Source organism: Rhodococcus sp. MT28 (assembly GCF_058792695.1).
In genome coordinates, this window is the sequence record NZ_JBXAFD010000006.1 from 334,721 (window position 1) to 350,198 (window position 15,478).

At 62.0% G+C, this 15,478-nt stretch carries 17 protein-coding genes; 4 read left to right on the plus strand and 13 right to left on the minus strand.

Going from position 1 to position 15,478, the window contains the following annotated elements:
- Positions 1 to 31: 31 nt before the first annotated feature.
- Positions 32 to 1,237, plus strand: a complete 1,206-nt coding sequence (locus AC1Q6C_RS24090) for a winged helix-turn-helix domain-containing protein (protein ID WP_042449474.1) — start codon at positions 32 to 34, stop codon at positions 1,235 to 1,237.
- A gap of 246 nt (positions 1,238 to 1,483) precedes the next feature.
- Here AC1Q6C_RS24090 and AC1Q6C_RS24095 read toward each other — a convergent pair whose 3' ends face one another.
- Positions 1,484 to 2,638: a 3-ketosteroid-9-alpha-monooxygenase, oxygenase component gene (locus AC1Q6C_RS24095; protein ID WP_042449476.1), complete on the minus strand. Its 1,155-nt coding sequence runs from the start codon at positions 2,636 to 2,638 to the stop codon at positions 1,484 to 1,486.
- 83 nt (positions 2,639 to 2,721) lie between these two features.
- The gene (locus AC1Q6C_RS24100; protein ID WP_007734247.1) at positions 2,722 to 3,486 is read right to left on the minus strand and encodes an SDR family NAD(P)-dependent oxidoreductase; all 765 of its coding nucleotides are present in this window, start codon (positions 3,484 to 3,486) and stop codon (positions 2,722 to 2,724) included.
- 250 nt (positions 3,487 to 3,736) lie between these two features.
- Between AC1Q6C_RS24100 and AC1Q6C_RS24105 the strand changes: the two genes are divergently transcribed.
- Positions 3,737 to 4,456 carry an IclR family transcriptional regulator gene (locus AC1Q6C_RS24105; RefSeq protein ID WP_042449480.1) on the plus strand — a complete coding sequence of 240 codons (720 nt, stop codon included), beginning with the start codon at positions 3,737 to 3,739 and terminating at the stop codon, positions 4,454 to 4,456.
- A gap of 78 nt (positions 4,457 to 4,534) precedes the next feature.
- Here AC1Q6C_RS24105 and AC1Q6C_RS24110 read toward each other — a convergent pair whose 3' ends face one another.
- The 4 genes from AC1Q6C_RS24110 to echA20 are packed head-to-tail and all read right to left on the minus strand — an operon-like array spanning position 4,535 to position 8,037.
- Complete coding sequence (locus tag AC1Q6C_RS24110; RefSeq protein WP_007734249.1) at positions 4,535 to 5,596, minus strand: NAD(P)H-dependent flavin oxidoreductase; 1,062 nt, start codon at positions 5,594 to 5,596, stop codon at positions 4,535 to 4,537.
- Entirely contained in the window at positions 5,593 to 6,348 is a 756-nt protein-coding gene (locus AC1Q6C_RS24115; RefSeq protein WP_003945796.1) for a CoA-transferase subunit beta, read from the minus strand. The genes AC1Q6C_RS24110 and AC1Q6C_RS24115 overlap by 4 nt, the downstream gene beginning before the upstream one ends.
- Positions 6,345 to 7,253 (minus strand): cholesterol ring-cleaving hydrolase subunit IpdA, encoded by a 909-nt coding sequence (gene ipdA / locus AC1Q6C_RS24120; RefSeq protein ID WP_042449482.1) that lies wholly within the window; start codon positions 7,251 to 7,253, stop codon positions 6,345 to 6,347. Before ipdA ends, AC1Q6C_RS24115 begins: the two co-directional genes overlap by 4 nt.
- 7 nt (positions 7,254 to 7,260) lie before the next feature.
- A complete protein-coding gene (gene echA20 / locus AC1Q6C_RS24125) occupies positions 7,261 to 8,037 on the minus strand; it encodes a (7aS)-7a-methyl-1,5-dioxo-2,3,5,6,7,7a-hexahydro-1H-indene-carboxyl-CoA hydrolase (RefSeq protein WP_003945611.1) in 777 nt (258 codons plus the stop codon).
- A 102-nt stretch (positions 8,038 to 8,139) separates the two neighbouring features.
- Between echA20 and AC1Q6C_RS24130 the strand changes: the two genes are divergently transcribed.
- Positions 8,140 to 9,054, plus strand: a complete 915-nt coding sequence (locus AC1Q6C_RS24130) for an SDR family oxidoreductase (RefSeq protein ID WP_003945561.1) — start codon at positions 8,140 to 8,142, stop codon at positions 9,052 to 9,054.
- Between the two features lie 67 nt (positions 9,055 to 9,121).
- On the opposite strand, the gene AC1Q6C_RS24135 is transcribed toward AC1Q6C_RS24130, so the two are convergent.
- The 4 genes from AC1Q6C_RS24135 to AC1Q6C_RS24150 form a co-directional block, all read right to left on the minus strand.
- On the minus strand, positions 9,122 to 9,793 hold the full coding sequence (locus tag AC1Q6C_RS24135) for a GNAT family N-acetyltransferase (RefSeq protein WP_003945460.1): 672 nt from the start codon (positions 9,791 to 9,793) through the stop codon (positions 9,122 to 9,124).
- Between the two features lie 94 nt (positions 9,794 to 9,887).
- Entirely contained in the window at positions 9,888 to 10,301 is a 414-nt protein-coding gene (locus tag AC1Q6C_RS24140) for a hypothetical protein (RefSeq protein WP_007734258.1), read from the minus strand.
- A 57-nt stretch (positions 10,302 to 10,358) separates the two neighbouring features.
- Positions 10,359 to 10,847 carry a nitroreductase family deazaflavin-dependent oxidoreductase gene (locus AC1Q6C_RS24145; protein WP_050655745.1) on the minus strand — a complete coding sequence of 163 codons (489 nt, stop codon included), beginning with the start codon at positions 10,845 to 10,847 and terminating at the stop codon, positions 10,359 to 10,361.
- Position 10,848: 1 nt separating this feature from the next.
- Positions 10,849 to 12,012: a steroid 3-ketoacyl-CoA thiolase gene (locus AC1Q6C_RS24150; RefSeq protein WP_003945509.1), complete on the minus strand. Its 1,164-nt coding sequence runs from the start codon at positions 12,010 to 12,012 to the stop codon at positions 10,849 to 10,851.
- Between the two features lie 174 nt (positions 12,013 to 12,186).
- Here AC1Q6C_RS24150 and AC1Q6C_RS24155 point away from each other — a divergent pair, with 174 nt between their 5' ends.
- Complete coding sequence (locus tag AC1Q6C_RS24155; protein WP_007734267.1) at positions 12,187 to 13,437, plus strand: cytochrome P450; 1,251 nt, start codon at positions 12,187 to 12,189, stop codon at positions 13,435 to 13,437.
- Positions 13,438 to 13,631: 194 nt separating this feature from the next.
- Here AC1Q6C_RS24155 and AC1Q6C_RS24160 read toward each other — a convergent pair whose 3' ends face one another.
- From AC1Q6C_RS24160 to AC1Q6C_RS24170, 3 genes are all read right to left on the minus strand, one after another.
- On the minus strand, positions 13,632 to 14,012 hold the full coding sequence (locus AC1Q6C_RS24160; protein WP_020906296.1) for a VOC family protein: 381 nt from the start codon (positions 14,010 to 14,012) through the stop codon (positions 13,632 to 13,634).
- 173 nt (positions 14,013 to 14,185) lie between these two features.
- On the minus strand, positions 14,186 to 14,596 hold the full coding sequence (locus AC1Q6C_RS24165; protein WP_007734269.1) for a nuclear transport factor 2 family protein: 411 nt from the start codon (positions 14,594 to 14,596) through the stop codon (positions 14,186 to 14,188).
- Positions 14,597 to 14,605: 9 nt separating this feature from the next.
- Positions 14,606 to 15,469, minus strand: a complete 864-nt coding sequence (locus tag AC1Q6C_RS24170) for a TIGR03619 family F420-dependent LLM class oxidoreductase (RefSeq protein WP_492666851.1) — start codon at positions 15,467 to 15,469, stop codon at positions 14,606 to 14,608.
- Positions 15,470 to 15,478: the final 9 nt, after the last annotated feature.

Below are 15,478 nucleotides of genomic sequence, written 5' to 3' on the forward strand. Positions count from 1 at the left end.
GTGTCGGTGAGTGTGCGTAGTCTGGCCCACTATGAGCGAAGTCGTGTCACTGGCAGCTGCCCGTCGCATAGCGCTTGCCGCTCAGGGATTCGGCAAATCGCATCCCACGACGGTGACGCGTCGCAATCTGGTCGGCGTGATGGACCGGCTGCAGGTGCTGCAGATCGACTCGGTCAATGTCTTCGAACGCAGTCACTACCTACCCGTTTATGCGCGATTGGGCGCATACGACAAATCCAGACTCGATCAGCTTGCCTTCACCCCCGGTTCGGGATACCTCGAATACTGGGGTCACGAAGCAACGTTCTTGCCGGTGGACATGTGGCCGTTGTTCCGCTGGCGGATGGACCAGTTTCGCGCCAAAGCGTTGAGTGACAAGGACGGGTGGGCTTCCGATCGGCGCGTCTTCCTCGATTGGTTGCGGCAGGAGTTGCGCGACAACGGTCCGATGGCGGCGAGCGAGATCGAACACGAGGCGAACACGCGGCGCGGTCCGTGGTGGGGGTGGTCCGACGTGAAGGTCGGGCTCGAGACGCTGTTCCGTTGGGGCGAGGTGGTCTCGGCGGGGCGCGCCGGTTTCGAGCGTCGTTACGGCCTGGCCGAGCAGATGCTTGCACCCGAGATACTCGACGCACACGTCGAGCGGTCGGAGGCGATACGCGAACTGGTGCTGCGGGGTGTGAAGGCACACGGTCTCGGCACCCTCGACGACATCGCCGACTACTTTCGTCTGCCCAGCGCAGAAGCACGAACGGCCTTGCAGGAACTCGAAGACGCCGGCAGCGTGCGCCGGGTGTCCGTCGACGGCTGGGAGCGTCGAGGCAAGGCAAGGGAGGTGTGGATCGATCCGCGAGCGAAGCGTCCCAGGTCCATCCGTGCGGATGCGCTGTTGTCACCCTTCGACCCGGTAGTGTGGGCACGCGATCGAGCGTTGCGGCTCTTCGACTTTCACTACCGGATCGAGATCTACACTCCGGCGCACAAGCGAGTTCACGGATACTACGTGCTCCCGGTGTTGATCGACGACAAGATCTGCGCCCGAGTTGATCTGAAGAACGACCGTCAGAACCGTCGACTGCTTGTCCGCGCGGCGTGGGCCGAACCCACCGCGGACGCCGACACTGCGCCGCGGTTGGCGGAACTCCTTCGGAGAACTGCGCGTTGGCAGGGCTGCGACACCATCGAGGTGGAGAACAAAGGCACGTTGTCTCAGCAGTTGGCCGCCGCCATGAGGTGAGCCTTCAAGGCCGCGAGGGAGATTGTCATTCGGGAACGGTTATCCGCCCGTCGATTGCGGCCCTGCTGATGGAATTTCTCAATGCGGAACAACTTCCGGATCGAATTCTCGGCGGTTCAGCATCGTCGCGGTACTCCAAACATGCCGTGCGCGAATCTGATCGCCACTGGGTCGACGTGTGATGCCAGCTGTTCTTCTCCACGAGGACGTATGTTCCGCACCGCTCGCAGTCCAGCGGTTCCATGGTCATTGCCCTACTCCTGCGGCGGCCCTGCGTGCGATGTTGTCAGCGACTTCCTGCTTCCACACTTCGATGGGTTTGCTTGTGTCCATCTCGAATTCGAAACGGTCGACCATCTCGGGCGTGACGTCGGCGACGTCCACGTAGAACTGTTCATACCACCGCCTCAGTTGGTATACCGGACCGTCCTCGGTGCAGAGCAGCGGATTGTCGATGCGGGTCTTGTTCTTCCAGATCTCGATGTCCTGCTCGAACCCGACACCGATGTATCCGATCATCGCGTCGACAAGTTGATCGGCGAACTCGGCGGGCATCTCTGCGGACTTCTGGACGGTAATGCCGTACATGAGTACGAATTTGTTCGGGCTCACCGGGTAGTGGCAGTTGATCAGCACCGAATCGGTCGTGAAGTTCTCGTAGACGTAGCGCAAGTCGTCGATCATGAACGACGGTCCGTGGTAGGCCGCTGTCGAAAGATTCGACACCAACTTCGGTACGTCGGGGTCGGTCCAGGTCACGATGTCGTCGCGGTTGATGCCGCTCTGCTCCTGGATGGCGACGTGTCCTTCGAAGACATTCTTGAAATAGGTGGGGAACGAGAAGTGCACGTAGAAGAAGTGCGCCATGTCAACGACGTTGTCGACGATTTCTCGGCAGTTCGTATCGATGACTATCGACTTCCAGACCCAATCGGTCCACTCGTGCTCCGCAGACTTGATGATCGGTATGGCGACTTCGGCAGGAGGCGGATTGCCTTCGGGGTCGTGCCAGACGAAGAGCAGCCCGTCTTGTTCGAGCGCAGTCCAAGCGCGGGTCTTGGCAAGCGGGGGGACACGTCGAGCATAGGGAATCGCGGTGCACTTACCGTTGCCTCCCCACCTCCAGTCGTGGAAGGGGCACGCGATCGAATCGCCCTTGACCGTGCCCTGACTCAGGTCGCCGCCCATGTGACGGCAGTACGCGTCGAGGATCTTCAGTTCGCCATGCGAGTCGGAGAAGACGACCAGTTTGGTACCGAAAGCTTCGACGGAATGCGGGTTCCCGTCGCTGTAGTCCTTGGCGAGGCCGAGGCAGTGCCATCCGCGGGCAAATCGAGTGGGAGGTTCTCCCTGGTCGATGATGCGAACCTCTTCCGATTCATTGACATCCGCAATTGTCATGTTCTTCCTTTCGTGAGTGCACCCGGTGGGCTGGACCGAGCGACGTTGTACGACAGTCGAAGGGGGGTAAATCTCTGGGCAAGTCACATACGCTGCGACGAGATGTTGCCGCCGTCGACAACCAATTCCGTTGCGGTGATGTAACTTGCTTCGTCGGACAGCAGGAAGCGGACAGCGTGTGCGATTTCCTCCGGGCGACCGAGCCTGCCGAGGAGGATGCGTCGTTCGAATGCCCCGTCACCCAATGCGTCTACGGTCGGCTGAAGCAGAGGGGTCAGAATCTGTCCGGGAGAGACGCAGTTGATCCGAATGCCGTCCGGGCCCAGTCGGTCCGCCAGCGATCGGACCATCGACAACATCCCACCCTTTGCAGCGGAGTAGACAGGGTTGATTGCATTGCCCAAAGTTGCGTTGATCGAAGCGATTCCGACTATTGCCGAACCGGGATTGGCCGTGAAATCAGGCATCAACTGTTGAACCAACAGGATGAGCGGACGTAGATGGGTGTTGATACCCGTCTCCCACACGTCGAGCGTCACTCCTTCGAGGGATCCGATATCGACGACCCCGGCGGAGTGAACAAGTCCGCCGATGGAGGGAAGTGAGGAACGGGTTGTGGCCAATGCGGCCGCGTAGTCGTCCGCTCTCGTGAGATCGATTCCCACTCCGATGGCGTCGATGCCGAATTCGGAGGAGATCACTGCTGCCTGATCGACCGCTTTTGCCTCGTCGATATCCCAGAGAGCGACTGGTCGTCGGATCGCCGCGAGCGCGCGGGCGGAGGCCAATCCGATTCCGGATGCGCCGCCGGTGATGATCACGCCTGTCGACGGGGATGAAGCATTCATGTGTCCTCCTGATTTTGAAGCGTTCTGCTCGGCGCCGCATGATCTGATGGGCTCCGGTCATCACTGTGACGAGGGATGGATTCGGGCTCAACGAACATGACCGATCATCGGTATAGGTGCTGGTGAGAGCCCATGCAGATGCATCTCCCGCTGCGTGGGAAACGTACTGGCGTCGTGTGTCCACGGAAGCTCAGATGGGCGGAACGAATGTTGGCTGCCGAAGCGGCGGGCCACCGGAACGGAGACATCGATGTTGGTCGGACCGATCACCGAAGAGTCCATCCCCATGTCAACTCTCGACAGACTGTCGGTGGTGGTGGACTGCTTTCGTGACGCGCCTCGGCTGACATTGGGGGAGGTCGCGCGCCGAACCGGGATTCCGCGATCGTCCGTGCACCGGATGCTACTGAAACTCGTGAGGATGAACTGGCTACGCCGCGAAGGACTCGAGTACGAGATAGGCGACAAGCTAGGAGATCTGGGCGCGCTCTCGCTGTATCGAAACAAAGTGGATCGAGTGGTTACGCCCCTACTTCAGCAATTGCATTTCGTGACTGGACACGCCGTGCACCTCGGGGTGTTGGAAGGAAACCATGTGCGCTACATCCAGAAGATCGGGAGCCTGATGGTCCCCGACCTTCAGACTCGCGTCGGCTCACGTATCCCAGCGCAAGCGTCGACCATCGGGAAGTCACTGTTGAGCGCCGGCAACAGATCGGTGGCATCGTCGCACAACGCCAATGACGTTCGCCAACACGCAGTTGCGTTCGGAATCTGCAATTCCGGGATGGGCTGTATCGGCGCGCGAATCGGGGTGCTCGACCACATGCCAGTAGGTCTCTCGATTTGTGGGCCCTTGATTCGCGGCACGATAGACAAGAGGAACGCCGCTCCCGTACAGATGGCGGCAGCAGCGATCTCGCAGTATTTCGGAATGATCGACGGGTTCGAGCAGGAGAAGACGGGATAGTCCGACAAACGCAAAGAGTGCGCCTCCCCCCACTACGCGTAAAGCGCAGTGGGGGAGACGCACTCGGATAGAGCTGTGTCAGCGAAGAGCCGCAAGCGCGTCGATACGCCCCGCGGCACCTTCCATGATGCTTTCGATCAGTTCCTTGCAGCTGGGCAGATCGTTGATCATGCCGACAACCTGACCCGAAGCAAGAACACCGGCTTCCGTGTTGCCCTCGACCAGTCCGGCCTTGAGCAACATCGGTGTGTTGGCTGCCATGATGATCTGCATCAGCGTGCGGTCACCCGACCGCTTCATCGCGAGACCGTCCTTGGCGAGGGTCGACCACTTCATGCCCGTCATGGCCTTGAACTTCGTGGCATTCTTGGCCGCGGCGATCAAACCGGTTGCATAGCTGGAACCTTCGAGGCTGTTGACCAGGTCGGTGTTGAGCACACGATGAGGCATGCCGTCGACCTTGCGGGAGACAGTCGTATCCGTCAGTCCGCGCTTGAGATACTCCTGTTTGACGGAATCGGGAACCGAAGAGTCGCTGGTGAGAAGGAATCGCGTTCCCATCGCGACACCGGCAGCGCCGTACGCCAGTGCGGCAGCCAGCCCGCGGCCGTCGAAGAATCCGCCACCGGCGATGACCGGAATATCGACCGCGTCGAGAACCGAGGGGAGAAGCAATGTCGTGGCCACACCGCCGGTATGGCCACCACCTTCGCCGCCCTGGACGATGACGGCGTCCGCGCCCCAGGATGCAACCTTGACCGCGTGCTTCGCGGCACCGATCGAGGGCACGACGACGATGCCGTGGTCCTTGAGCTTGGCGATCAGTTCCTTCTTGGGAGCCAACGCAAACGACGCGACCTTGACGCCTTCACGGATCAGCAGATCCGCGCGTTGCGGGGCGTCAGTGGCGTCGGCACGCATGTTGACGCCGAACGGCTTGTCCGTGAGCTGCTTCGTCTTCTTGATCGCGTGCTCGAGCTCGTCGTACGTCATCGTGGCCGAAGCCAGGATGCCGAGACCACCGGCGTTAGCCGTTGCCGACGTGAGAGCGGGACCGGAAACCCAGCCCATACCCGTCTGCACGATCGGGTACTCGACACCGACCAGTTCGGTCAGCGCGGTCTTCAGGGTGGGGGTCATGCCGAGACCTCACGGTCCCGGAGGTTGCGCGGATCGAGGGTTTCGCGGATGAGGTGAAGTTCTTCGGCGGTGGGGTCACGGGTGATACCGGCCTCGGCGAGTCCGGCAACCTCGAACGAGGTGTTCTCGGCTACCTCTTCGGCGGTGACGCCGGGGTGAAGGCTCAACGCGCGGAAGGTGTTTCCTGGTCCGCCGAAGTCGAAGACACCGAGGTTGGTGACGACGCGGGGGATGTTCAGGTACTTGTAAGCCGGATTCTCGGGATCGATCTGGTCGTAGCCGACACCGCACACCACGTCGACCTTGTCGACGAACACTCGCTTGGAGTGCTTGGGGACGAAGTAGCTCGTCGCGTGGTTGATGGTGTTACCCGGGGCGCCGCGCACACCGAACATCTGACGCGTCGGCTGCTGAAGCGGGCCGAAGGCGGAGAGGTTCTGGTTGCCGTGGCGATCGAGCTGATTGGCGCCCATGACTACGTGACGGCGGCCGGAAGCGACGACGTCGAACACCTTGCGGAACGGCATCCATCCTTCGACGGGGCCCTTCGTTCCGACGGCCGGAGTGTCCTCGAGAATGAGGGCTTCACCATCGGTGATCAGCAGGTCGGGCTCGGTGGTGAGTCGAGCCAGGCGAGCGCCGATGGTGGACGACGTCGACATCGGGCTGGCCATGATTTCGCCTGCACCGGAGAAGATTTCAGCGCAAGCGAGAACAACGTACTCTGCGCGGGTGACGGTGGATTCGCTCATTTTGCCTGCTCCCCTGCCTTTGATGAATCGGCAAACTTCTTTACTGCGGCTTGGTAGTCCTCTTCGCTGCCGGAGAGGAAGGTGTCGACGAACGCCTGCCACGACTCGGGGGTCTTGGCGGACTCGGCGTAGTGACGCTGGAACTTCTCGTCGCGGCCGTAGCTTTCGCCGGCCAACGTGAAGTGCGCACCATTGGGTGCCTCGACGACGGCGTCGACCATCATGCGGTTGAGCAGAAGGTTCTGCAGTGGAACGGATTTGACCAGTTCCTCGGTCTCGACGATGCGTTCGACGGAGACGTAACGCTTTTCGGCCGCCATGCAGTACAGGTCGTCGAAGTACGGGTCGACGCCGTTGTACGCGGCATTGCCGTGCTTGTCACCGAGATTGAGGTGAACGAACGACGCATCGAGGTTGAGCGCAGGCATCGCGATCAAGGTCTCGGAGCGGCCGTCGGCCTCGGGGTACGGGGAGGTGACGGTCTTGAGTTCGTCGCCCCAGAAGTTGCGGACATCCGAACCCAGGCCGGCGCGGATCGGGAGGAAGGGAAGGCGAGCGGCAGCTGCTTCGAGGCCACACTTGACCATGCCCTCGTCCATCTCGCGGACTTCGATCTCACCGGCGGTGCGTGCCTTGGCAAACCACGGGTCGTAGAACGGCGCGGAGTCGAGGGACACGAAACCGTAGTATGCCTTCTTGACCTTGCCGGCCGAGCACAGCAGTCCGAGATCCGGTCCGCCGTAGGTGACCACGGTCAGGTCTTTGACGTCCGAACGCAGAATCGCACGCACGAAGGCCATCGGCTTGCGGCGAGATCCCCAGCCGCCCAAGCCGATCGTCATTCCGCTGCGGAGTTCGCCGACTACCTCGTCGAGCGACTTCGTCTTGTCACGCTTGCTAGCCATGTTTGTCTCAGCCTTCCTTCTGGGTTGCGTTCTCGCGCGGCTTGCCGGTGGCGACGAACTCGTCGCGGTGTTCGTCGGACACGCCGAGGAGGTTGAGTTCGAAGGTGTAGCCCTGCTCGAGGCGGTAGCTGCCCTTGACGTCCACCGGGTCGATGCCGTTGATGGCTTCCTTGGCGCACCGGATGATGCGGGTGTCCTTGGCGGCGATCTTCGCGGCGATCTCGCGAGCGCACTCGTCGAGCTTCTCGCGCGGGACCACGTCGTAGACGCTGCCGAACTGCTTGAGTGTGTGTGCGTCGACGCTCTGTGCGGTGTAGTAGAGCGTGCGCATCATGTGCTGTGGCACCAGCCTCGAGAGGTGTGTGGCAGCGCCGAGTGCGCCGCGGTCGACCTCGGGGAGGGAGAAGATCGCGTCGTCGGAAGCGACGATCACGTCCGCGTTGCCGACGAGTCCGATGCCGCCGCCGACACAGAATCCGTTGACGGCCACGACGACGGGTACAGCACAGTCGTAGACGGCCGCGAAGGCCGCGGCGCAACCGCGGTTGGCGGCGACCAGCGCGTCGAATCCCTCGGTGGCCTGCATCTCCTTGATGTCGACGCCGGCGTTGAATCCGCGTCCCTCGGCTCGCAGGATCACCACGTGAGTGTTGAGATCCTTGCCCGCGTCGAGGATGGCGTCGGCAAGCTCGAACCATCCCTTGGACGGGATTGCATTGACCGGCGCGTAGTCGATGGTGACCGTGGTGATGCCGGTTCCGTCGGAGGAGGTGCTGATGCCCATATCGGGATTCCTTACGTCTGTGTACCAAACCAAGCGATTGCTTGGTAAGTTAGCACACAAGCGGAGCCGACAAGCCCGAGCAGAGTGCATTAGGAGACAAATATGAGTGGATTGGTCGACGGACGCGTAGTCATCATCACCGGGGCTGGCCGCGGTATCGGACGTGCGCATGCATTGGCATTTGCTGCCGAGGGCGCCAAGGTCGTCGTCAACGACATCGGTGCGGGTGCCGACGGTTCCGCGACCGGTGAGAGTCCGGCCGAGCAGGTTGTCGCGGAGATCATCGCCGCCGGTGGCCAAGCAGTGGTCAACGGAGACGACGTCGCCGACTGGGCGGGCGCCGAGAATCTGATCAAGACCGCGATCGACACCTTCGGTGGCCTGGACGTACTCGTGAACAACGCAGGCTTCCTGCGGGACCGCATGCTGGTCGGTATGAGCGAAGGCGAGTGGGACGCGGTGATTCGCGTGCACCTCAAGGGGCACTTCGCGCCGCTCCGTCACGCAGCTGCCTACTGGCGCGCCGAGGCCAAGGCAGGCAAGACCGTCGACGCACGCATCATCAACACCAGTTCGGGTGCAGGACTGCAGGGTTCGATCGGCCAGGGCAACTACGCCGCGGCCAAGGCCGGCATCGCCGAGATGACCATCCAGGCCGCCGCCGAGCTCAAGAATTACGGAGTCAGTGTCAACGCGATCGCGCCTGCTGCGCGCACACGCATGACTGTCGGCGCGGGCGGGGCGATGGCAGAAGCGATGGCAGCTCCGGAAGAGGGCTTCGACGCCATGGCTCCCGAGAACATCTCGCCGCTGGTCGTCTGGCTCGGTAGCGCCGAGTCCAAGGACGTCACGGGCCGGGTGTTCGAGGTAGAGGGCGGAAAGATCACCGTCGCGGAGGGCTGGCGTCACGGCCCGAGCGAGGACAAGGGAGATCGCTGGGACCCGAAGGAGATCGGGCCCGTCGTGGCAACGCTGTTGGAGAAGGCGGAGATTCCGACGCCGGTGTACGGGGCGTAGGGCCTCCGGCCCTGTGAGTGGTTAAGGAGTGCAGGGACTCCTCAACCACTCACAGGCGGCGTGCCGCCTACGCGGGCGCCCGAACCACCAACACGGTGCCGGGGAACTCAGCTGCGAGTTCGCGCCGCGAATGTTTCACGCAGGCGGTGCCGTAGCCCTTCTTGCGAGATTCCGGCGCGATCCAGATCGCCACGTTCACCTCTTGGCCGTCGAGTTCGCCGAATACCAGGCCGACGCTCTTCGGGCCGTCACCGGAGACGTCCTCGGCGACGAACCAGGCAGCGCTCTCGTCGTCGATCCGACCGAGACCGCCGACGCGCTCGGCTTCGATCCGATCCTCGCTCCACGGCTTGCCGTCTTCGCCGAGCTGCTCGGCCGAGCGAATCGTGAACAGTGCCTTGTCTTCTGCGCTGTCGCTGAACGGACGCAGGGTGAAGTTCTGCCCGCTGCTCGCGGGACGATCGAGCGTCGTCCATTCGAGAGTGGCGTCGAGATTCTCCAGCTCGCCCTGGATGCGATCGCGCGCTGCCTTGGTCAGTGCGCTGAACTTGAGGCTCAGAACTGCTTCGGCATTTGCTTCCGACGTGCCGAGGAGTTCCGCGACGGTGGTCAGTGCCTCCTGGTGGTCCTTGCTGTCGACCACTGCGTCCAGCACCTCGTGGCGACGCTCCAGCGCACGCACGAGGGCTGAGGTGATCTCGCGTCGGTCCAGGATTTGATCTTGAATATGCGTCGTCATATATGCGACTCCTTGCTGTGTTCGAGGCTCTGTCGAAACGCCGTGCGGACCGTACGAGTCAATAGTGCTCCAACTCGCCGGTTATGGCACGCGTTCAGCCTCCGGTGCGGCGAACGAGCCGTTCGTAGCGCTGGCGGGCGGCTTGAGTGCTTCCGAGTCCCAGCCCGAAAGCGATGTCCTGCCAGGTCATGCCCCGTTCGCGGGCAATCCCGAGGAACAGTGCTTCCAGCTGTTCCATTTCGGCTCGGGCCTTGGGGATCAGAGTCAACGCGGCCATGACGTCGGCATCGTCGACCTCGGGTTCGTTCGGCTGCGGTGTGTCGGTGCCACCCGCAAGACGAGCCACGACGCGCACCGCGCCGTAGGGCTCGAGCATCTCCGGATGAGATTGCCGCGCGCGCTGGCTTGGGGTCGCGCCGTGGCGCTCGCTGATTCGAAAGAGTCCGGCGTACTCGCGATGTGCGCGTTCGCGGCCGGAATCGATCGGTCTGAACTGGTCATCGGTCATGAACCCAGGGTGGCACGAACCCGGGTCAATGTAAACGTTTTGTTGTAAACAGTTCGTTTAACTCTTCAGTGGCTCGCACACGATGACGGGAATGACCCGGTCGGTCCAGGCCTGATAGTTGTCGAAATCCGGATACATCGCCCTCAACATCGGCCACAGCCGAGCGCGCTCGTCCTCGGCCGCGACGCGGGCTTTCATCGAGCGGATCCGAGACTTGATCTGCACCGTCACCACCGGGTCTGCCTTGATGTTGAGGTACCACATCGGGTTCTTCGGAAGACCGCCTTGCGACGCCACCAGAATCACGTTCTCGCCGTCCTCGAGGAACAGCAGCGGGCTGATCCGCTCCTCGCCGGATTTGCGACCGGTGGTGGTCAGCAGGCAGATCGGCAGCCCGCGAGGGAACGCGCTGCCGACCCGCCACTTGCTACCCAGCCGCCCGTCGGTGGCGCGATACATCGCGACGTTCGCCTTCGACATCCACTTGATGATCTTGACCGTCGCCGGAGCGTCGAGTCCCTTGGGTTTGGCTGGGGGAGTAGTCATCTCAGATACGCTCGATGATGGTTCCGGTGGCCAGTGCGCCGCCGGCGCACATCGTGATCAGAGCCGTCGAGCCGTTGCGACGCTCGAGTTCGTGCAGTGCGGTGGTGATCAGGCGAGATCCCGTGCTGCCGACCGGATGGCCGAGAGCGAGCGCGCCGCCGTTGACATTGACGTTGTCGAAGTCAGGTTCGTGAACCTGAGCCCAGGACAGTGCGACGGATGCGAATGCTTCGTTGATCTCGAACAGATCGAGATCGCCGATCTTCATTCCGCTCTTCTCCAGGACACGGCTGGTTGCCTGCACCGGTCCGTCGAGGTGGAATTCCGGTTCCGAGCCGACCAGCGCCTGGGCGATGATGCGGGCTCGCGGCTTCAATCCGAGCGCGCGAGCCTTGTCCTCGTCCATGAGCAGGACTGCGGCCGCTCCGTCGGAGATCTGGGAAGACGTTCCGGCCGTGTGAATCCCGCCTTCGAGGACGGGCTTCAGTCGGGCAAGGGACTCCGCCGTCGTATCGCGCAGGCCCTGATCGCGATTGACGACCTTGGTCTCGCCCGTGAGGTTTCCTTCCTTGTCGACCTGGGGTGCCGAGAGTTCGAGAACCTCGCGGTCGAAACGTCCTTCCTCCCAAGCCTGCTTGGCCAGCGCCTGCGAGCGGACGCCGAGGGCTTCGACGTCGTCGCGGGTCAGTCCGCGTCGACGCGCGATGCGTTCTGCAGCTTCGAACTGGTTGGGCATGTCGATGTCCCACGTCGCGGGTCGGCGCGGTCCGGCCTGATCGCCGACGTTGGCGCCGAGGGGAACCTGGCTCATGGCTTCGATGCCGCAGGCGATACCGGCGTCGATGGCGCCGGTGGCGATCAGACCGGCGATCAGATGGTTCGCCTGCTGGGCCGAACCGCACTGGCAGTCCACGGTGGTTGCGCCGGTCTGCCACGGAAGTCCGGCGTGCAGCCAGGCCGTGCGCGTGATGTTGTTGGACTGAGCGCCGGCCTGGGTGACGCAGCCGCCGATCACCTGCTCGATCAGCAACGGGTCGATTCCCGACCGGTCGAGAACTCCCTTTTGTGCAGCTCCGAGGATCTCGGCGGCGTGCAGACCGGCGAGCCAACCTCCGCGCTTGCCGATCGGTGTACGGACAGCCTCGACGATTACTGGTGTGCCCACAGCGGGCTCCTTTCCTTGTAATGAAAAAGTAGAACAGGTTCTCTGCGGGAAGCAAGACCTGCCGACGTTTCCTTTCCTAGTAAGCAGGCTTGTGTTTCAATGAGAGTAGAACGTGTTACACATCACGGATCCCCATCACCCCTGTGATGAAAAGGCTTAGGGCAGGAGACATCAGTGGCACAGCCCGCATTCCCCGAGGGAATCGACTTCACGGACCCCGACATCTACGCGGAACGCATGCCGTTCGAGGAGTTCGCCGAACTCCGGAAGACGGCCCCCGTGTGGTGGAATCCGCAGCCTCCGGAAATCGGTGGATTCCAGGACGAGGGCTTCTGGGTGGTCACCCGTCATGAAGAGGTCAAGGAGGTCTCGCAGCGAAGCGACATCTTCTCGACCCACGAGAACACCGCGATTCCTCGCTTCGCCGACGACATCCCGCGCGAGAACGTCGAGATGCAGCGATTCATTCTCATCAACAAGGACGCTCCGGAGCACACCAAGCTGCGCAAGCTGGTATCTCGTGGATTCACCCCGCGCGCCATCAACAGCCTGCGCGAGGAACTGACCGAGCGTGCCGAAAAGATCGTCACGACCGCGGCTGCCGGCGGTGCCGGTGACTTCGTGGTTCAGGTCGCGTCCGAACTTCCGCTGCAGGCAATCGCCGAGCTTCTCGGTGTGCCGCAGGAAGATCGAATGAAGCTCTTCGACTGGTCCAACCAGATGACGTCGTACGACGATCCCGAGTTCGACATCGACCCGCAGGCAGCGTCGATGGAGATTCTGGGATACGCGTACCAGATGGCGGATCAGCGCAAGAAGTGTCCCGCCGATGACATCGTCACCAAGCTCATCGAAGCTGACATCGACGGAAATGAGCTCTCCCCAGAGGAATTCGGCTTCTTCGTGATCCTGCTTGCGGTCGCGGGTAACGAGACCACTCGCAATGCCATCACACACGGCATGGTTGCCTTCCTCGACAATCCCGACCAGTGGGAGCTGTACAAGAAGGAACGCCCCAAGACGGCGGCCGACGAGATCGTTCGTTGGGCGACCCCGGTGACTTCCTTCCAGCGCACCGCGCTCGAAGACACCGAACTCGGCGGACAGAAGATCAAGAAGGGCGATCGCGTCGTGATGATGTACGCGTCGGCCAACTTCGACGAGGACGTCTTCGAGAACCCGACGAAGTTCGACATCATGCGTGACCCCAATCCGCACCTCGGATTCGGCGGCACCGGTGCGCACTACTGCATCGGCGCCAACTTGGCCCGTCTGGAAATCGATCTGATCTTCAATGCGATCGCCGATCACCTACCCGACATCACCAGGCTCGGGGATCCCCGACGCCTTCGCTCGGGCTGGCTCAACGGCATCAAAGAGTTTCAGGTTGATTACAAGACATCGGGCTGCCCGGTCAAACACTGATCCGGACATATACTGACCTGGTAACCGGCGAGTAGGTTCTGTGTAGGTTTTCGGGAGTTGCCTCTGCACTCTCGAACACGCAGAACTACAGTAGACGTTCCGGGGAGCCACTTGTTGGCAACCTGGAACTGCGGCGGCGTCTGCGGGATCCCTCATCTCCCGTAGGCGCCGCCGTTTGTAGTTCGATCTCCAATTCAGCCGCCGTACGGTTTGGTGATGGCTTCCAGGAAATGTCCCGACGGGTCGAGGAAGTAGACCCCACGCCCACCGTCGTTGGTGTTGAAGCCGGTACTCGACTGGCGCGGATCGGCCCAGTGATCCAGTTTCAGCGCCTGTATCCGCTGGTAGATGCCGTCGAAGTCATCCTCGGAGACGAGGAAAGCATAGTGCTGAGACGCAACCTCGGCGCCTTCTTCCACCTGTGCGAAGTCCAACGTCACGCCGTGCTCGAGTTCAACGCCGAGAAAGTAGCCGGCTTCGACCGGGCCTGGAAGGCCGAACATGTGAGTGAAGAACCACGCAGACTCTTGTCGGTCTTTTGCGGCGATGATGGTGTGATTGAACGAAATGGTCATGAGTGACCCCTTGCGGTACGACGCCTCCATGCCTGACGCAGTCCGTCATCGACACGCGACGTTGGGAACCAGGAAACCATTTCGAGTTTCTCGGTGCAAGTACGACAGGCTGATTCGAATACGACGAGCGCGGCCCCGGTCGATGACCGGGGCCGCGCTCGTACTGTGGGTTCTCAGGCTTTGCGTGCCGTCTTCATTGCACGGTCCACTTCCCAGAATGCTCGAAGCGACGCGATCTTGCCGTCGTCGTTCACCCGGTAGACGAACACGCCCTCGGCGTCGATGATCGAGCCGCCGATGGTGGTTCGGATCTTGCCGATGTTGACGTTCTCGTTGCCGCACACCAGGGAATCGTCGATCAGAAATTCGAGCTTGTCCGCGTTCGCGATCGTCATGTCGTAGAACTTGGAGATCGCTTCGCGCCCGTGATGGCCTTTGCCTTCGGGATCGAAGCCCGAAGGCCCGACCGGATCTTCCACCCAACCGTCCTCGGCGAAGAGGTCCAGCCAGGCTTCCTTGTTCTTGCCACTCGCTGCGGCGCGCGAAGCGTTACCCGCGACGCGGGCGGGGTGTTCGTCGGTCATCGCGGCTCCTCAGTTGATGTACTGCTCGGCGAATTTGCGCATCGAATCCTGCTTTGCCTCCAGTGGGGCATCGAATCCGATTCCGTCGAAAACCCAAGGCACGGTAATGATGTCCGTGACGCCGGCATCTTCGAGCTCTGCGTAACCGTCCTTGCCGAAACGGTCGATGCACACCGTCTGGATTTCGAACGGCTCGTTCTCGCGGCCGTACTCGGCGCGCAGTTCGCGTAGTCGTGCGATCACACCCACCAGGTCGTCGAACTTGATCATCGCCGAGGTCCAACCGTCGCCGACTCGCGCAGCACGCTTGAGTGCGACCTCGGTGTGGCCGCCGACGTAGAACGGAACCGGCTTGGTGGGGGCCGGGCTCATCTGCAGGCGATCGAAATCGAAGAACTCACCGTGATACTCGACCATGCCGCCGCCGAGGATCAGTTTGAGGACGTCGATCATCTCGTCCACACGTGCGCCCCGACGCTTGTACGGAGCGCCGCACCACTCGAACTCTTCCGGAGCCCAACCGATTCCGACGCCGAAGCCGAAACGGTTGTTCGTCAATGCCGCCACCGAACCGACCTGCCGCGCGAGCAGGACGGGATTGCGGCTACCCAGCTTGAGCACCTGGGTGTAGAACTCGATCTTCTCGGTCACCGCGCCCATTGCAGCCGCGGCGATGAGCGGATCGACCCAGGGGGTCTCGGCATTCCACATCCGAGACCCGTCCGGGGTGTACGGGTAATCCGCCGCCTGCGTTTCCATGAGAAACAGTGAATCGGGGAGAGCGATCGACGAAAAGCCGCATTCCTCAGCAGTTTTGGCGATACCGGCTAACTGGTCCAAGGGGTTCATGGCAACCCCGACGGTGTACTTCATCTTCGGCCT

What these genes read in the sequence shown, in the direction of transcription:
- AC1Q6C_RS24090 (WP_042449474.1), top strand. Translation starts at nt 32, where the DNA reads ATGAGCGAAGTCGTGTCACTGGCAGCTGCCCGTCGCATAGCGCTTGCC.
- AC1Q6C_RS24095 (WP_042449476.1), bottom strand. Translation starts at nt 2,638, where the DNA reads ATGACAATTGCGGATGTCAATGAATCGGAAGAGGTTCGCATCATCGAC.
- AC1Q6C_RS24100 (WP_007734247.1), bottom strand. Translation starts at nt 3,486, where the DNA reads ATGAATGCTTCATCCCCGTCGACAGGCGTGATCATCACCGGCGGCGCA.
- AC1Q6C_RS24105 (WP_042449480.1), top strand. Translation starts at nt 3,737, where the DNA reads ATGTTGGTCGGACCGATCACCGAAGAGTCCATCCCCATGTCAACTCTC.
- AC1Q6C_RS24110 (WP_007734249.1), bottom strand. Translation starts at nt 5,596, where the DNA reads ATGACCCCCACCCTGAAGACCGCGCTGACCGAACTGGTCGGTGTCGAG.
- AC1Q6C_RS24115 (WP_003945796.1), bottom strand. Translation starts at nt 6,348, where the DNA reads ATGAGCGAATCCACCGTCACCCGCGCAGAGTACGTTGTTCTCGCTTGC.
- ipdA (WP_042449482.1), bottom strand. Translation starts at nt 7,253, where the DNA reads ATGGCTAGCAAGCGTGACAAGACGAAGTCGCTCGACGAGGTAGTCGGC.
- echA20 (WP_003945611.1), bottom strand. Translation starts at nt 8,037, where the DNA reads ATGGGCATCAGCACCTCCTCCGACGGAACCGGCATCACCACGGTCACC.
- AC1Q6C_RS24130 (WP_003945561.1), top strand. Translation starts at nt 8,140, where the DNA reads ATGAGTGGATTGGTCGACGGACGCGTAGTCATCATCACCGGGGCTGGC.
- AC1Q6C_RS24135 (WP_003945460.1), bottom strand. Translation starts at nt 9,793, where the DNA reads ATGACGACGCATATTCAAGATCAAATCCTGGACCGACGCGAGATCACC.
- AC1Q6C_RS24140 (WP_007734258.1), bottom strand. Translation starts at nt 10,301, where the DNA reads ATGACCGATGACCAGTTCAGACCGATCGATTCCGGCCGCGAACGCGCA.
- AC1Q6C_RS24145 (WP_050655745.1), bottom strand. Translation starts at nt 10,847, where the DNA reads ATGACTACTCCCCCAGCCAAACCCAAGGGACTCGACGCTCCGGCGACG.
- AC1Q6C_RS24160 (WP_020906296.1), bottom strand. Translation starts at nt 14,012, where the DNA reads ATGACCATTTCGTTCAATCACACCATCATCGCCGCAAAAGACCGACAA.
- AC1Q6C_RS24165 (WP_007734269.1), bottom strand. Translation starts at nt 14,596, where the DNA reads ATGACCGACGAACACCCCGCCCGCGTCGCGGGTAACGCTTCGCGCGCC.
- AC1Q6C_RS24170 (WP_492666851.1), bottom strand. Translation starts at nt 15,469, where the DNA reads ATGAAGTACACCGTCGGGGTTGCCATGAACCCCTTGGACCAGTTAGCC.